Consider the following 2,824-nt stretch of genomic DNA (forward strand, 5'->3'; position numbering starts at 1 on the left):
GACCTTCTCGCCGCGCGCGAGCAGCGCGGGCTGCTCCCACACCTTGGCAGGATCGTCGGCGGCGGCGGCCATTTCCTTCTTCTTGCCGTCGACCCACTTCGTGTAGTCGGCGGCCGAGACCACCTTCACGTGGATCGGCATGTAGGCGTGTTCCTTGCCGCACAGCTCGGCGCACTGGCCGTAGTAGTCGCCGATCTTCTCGGCACGGAACCAGGTGTCGCGCACGAAGCCGGGGATGGCGTCCTGCTTGATGCCGAACGACGGCACCATGAAGGCGTGGATCACGTCGGTSGCGGTRGTGATCACGCGSACCTTCTTGTYGACSGGMACRACCAGCGGGTTGTCGACCTTCAGCAGGTAGTCGTCGCCGGACGGCTTGCCGGAGTCGGACATCTCGCGCTGCGTCACGTCGAGCGTCGAGACGAAGCCGATGCCTTCGCCCTCGCCCTTCAGGTAGTCGTAGCCCCACTTCCACTGGATGCCGGTGGCCTTGATCGTCAGGTCGGCCGCGCTGGTGTCCTTCATCGCGACGACCGCCTTGGTCGCCGGCAGCGCCATCAGGATCACGATGACGAAGGGCACGATGGTCCAGATGATCTCGACCGTGGTGCTCTCGTGGAAGTTGGCCGGCTTGGCGCCCTTGCTCTTGCGGTGCTTGATGATCGAATAGAACATCACGCCGAACACGCCGAGGAAGATGACGACGCAGATCGTCAGCACGAAGTAGTGCAGCCAGCGCTGCTCGGCGGCGATCGCGGTGACCGGCGGGTGCAGGTCGAGCTGGTTGACGGCCGGTCCTCCCGGCAGGCTGTTGACGGCCATGGCAGCCGATGTGGCCAACGCGGCGCCCAGGCCCAGGCTGATCTCTCCCGCCCGCCGCCAAAGTGTTTTCGTCTGCYTCATCATCATGGTCGTTTCAGTTATCCCAAAATCACACCGGAGACAGCCGCGCCGCCCCTTGTTGCCAGCGCCGCAGCGCATGGCGCAATTCCTGCGCCAGCTGGCTGCGCAGCTCGGGCCGCACGAAGCGCCCCACCGCAATCCGCCGCCCCTGGCCCGACAACTCGATCAGCGACTGGTCGCCATGCGCCGGCTCCACCCGCACCCAGGCGGGCTGGAACTCCACCCGCTCGACCTGCGGCCCGTTCGCGACTTCCACCGTCAGCCGGTCATCACGCAGCACGATGCTCTCGCTGTCGGTCGCGTGGCGTGCGTACACCCACAGCGCCAGGCCCAGGGCTGACAGCTCGATCCAGGTGAAGGTCATGATCATTCGCGCCCCCTGGAACCAGAACATCGCGGCAATGCCCAGCGACAGGACGCACAACGACAGGTAGAACGCGAGCAGCTGCCTGGGCGCCATCGAGCAGTTGCGCTTGAGCAGCCAGTCGATCGACCAGCCTGCCGGGCCACCCTCCTCGCGGGATTCGTGACCGAAGCGAAACTCTGCCCGGGGTGCCGAGGGCTGCCACGCCGCCGACGAGCTTGTGGACATACTGCGCCTTCTCCAGTTGCCTCCAGAGATCTGTTCTTCGACGGACCCTCTCCGACCCGCGCTGCCGCACCCCTGGCCGCGCACCCCGGACGAATCCGCATTTTTCAAGCCCGCGAGTTTAGCGCAGGCCGCCACGACGCGGCCCTCAGCGCGAACCCTGGCGCGCGCGCACCAGCGCACGCATGTCGTCCAGCGACACCGTCGTCTCGGCCGCCAGCGGCACGCGCGGCGGTGCCTTGAACGCGTGGCCGTAGGCGACTTCGAAGCTCATCGAGATGCGGCCGTCCGGCCCGGCCAGGCCCTGCAGCCCGGCGTGCAGGCGCTCGCGCCAGCGCGGCGTGCGCAGCCCGGCGAAGCGTTCCGGCGCCGCGTTGCCGCCCAGGCCGCGCAGTTCGGCGAGCAGCGCCTGCGGGCTCGCCCAGGTCAGCGTGATCAGCTCCTGGTCCATCACCGGATCGGCGAAACCGGCCTGCACCAGCATGTCGCCGAGGTCGTGCATGTCGACGAAATCGGCCGCCGGCACGGCCCAGCCGAGGCGGCGGTACAGCGCGCGCAACTCCTTCAGCGTGTCGGGGCCGAAGCACGAGAACATCGCGAAGCCGTCRACCGCCAGCGCGCGCTGCCACTGGCCGAGCACCACCGGCGGGTCGAACACCGCCTGCAGCATCATGTTGGCCCAGACCAGCTGCACGCTGCCGGGCTCGACCTGGTCGGCGGACAGCACCGTCACYGGTGCGCCGCTCCAGCGCTTCGGCGACCACCACGGCGCCTTCGCGAGCTGCGCGCTGCGCTCGCGCAGCGCCGGTGTCGGCTCGACCGCGATGCGCCGCGCCTGGGGGTAGGCGCGCGCCAGGTGCTCGGCACCGGCGCCGCCGAAGCTCCACCAGTCGGCGATCGCGTCCGGCTGCTTGCGCACGATCGCGAGCCGCTCGGCCATGCGCCGCGCGATCTCGCCGTGCAGCCAGGGTGCCTGTGGGGCCACGGCCAGCCGGCGCAGCGCCTGCGCGACGACCGCACGGTCGAAGCGCCGCGAGGTGTCGGCCGCTGGGGAATCGCTCATCGGCGGGCAGTATATTGAGCCGGTGATCTTCTCGCGCCTGCTCCGCCACATGCCCTCTTCGTGCGCGGTGTGCCAGGGCTGGGACAGCGGCCCGGCAGCCCGCGTCTGCCGGGCCTGCGTGCAGCGCTTCGCCGACACCTCACCACGCTGCACGCGCTGCGCACTCGAGGTGCCGGCGGGTGTGGCCACCTGCGGGGCCTGCGTGCTGAACCCACCCCCTTTCGATGCAGCGTATGCCGGCGCCGGCTACGCCCACCCGTGGTCCGGCC

4 protein-coding genes are annotated in these 2,824 nt (G+C 69.5%); 1 reads left to right on the top strand and 3 read right to left on the bottom strand.

Going from position 1 to position 2,824, the window contains the following annotated elements:
• The 3 genes from coxB to AC1D12_RS30060 form a co-directional block, all read right to left on the bottom strand.
• Positions 1–906: cytochrome c oxidase subunit II (coxB, locus tag AC1D12_RS30050; protein WP_477844905.1), on the bottom strand; the 906-nt coding region annotated here is incomplete at its 3' end.
• 25 nt (positions 907–931) lie between these two features.
• Positions 932–1,495, bottom strand: a complete 564-nt coding sequence (locus tag AC1D12_RS30055; protein ID WP_477844901.1) for a DUF2244 domain-containing protein — start codon at positions 1,493–1,495, stop codon at positions 932–934.
• A gap of 145 nt (positions 1,496–1,640) precedes the next feature.
• A complete protein-coding gene (locus AC1D12_RS30060; protein WP_156154602.1) occupies positions 1,641–2,555 on the bottom strand; it encodes a class I SAM-dependent methyltransferase in 915 nt (304 codons plus the stop codon).
• Positions 2,556–2,604: 49 nt separating this feature from the next.
• Here AC1D12_RS30060 and AC1D12_RS30065 point away from each other — a divergent pair.
• On the top strand, positions 2,605–2,824 hold a 220-nt coding region (locus AC1D12_RS30065; protein ID WP_477844903.1), incomplete at its 3' end, for a double zinc ribbon domain-containing protein.

The organism is Rhizobacter sp. P1_G5 (genome assembly GCF_056405435.1).

Excerpts from the sequence above, each read along its gene's own strand:
- AC1D12_RS30055 (WP_477844901.1), bottom strand. The coding sequence starts at position 1,495 with ATGTCCACAAGCTCGTCGGCGGCGTGGCAGCCCTCGGCACCCCGGGCA.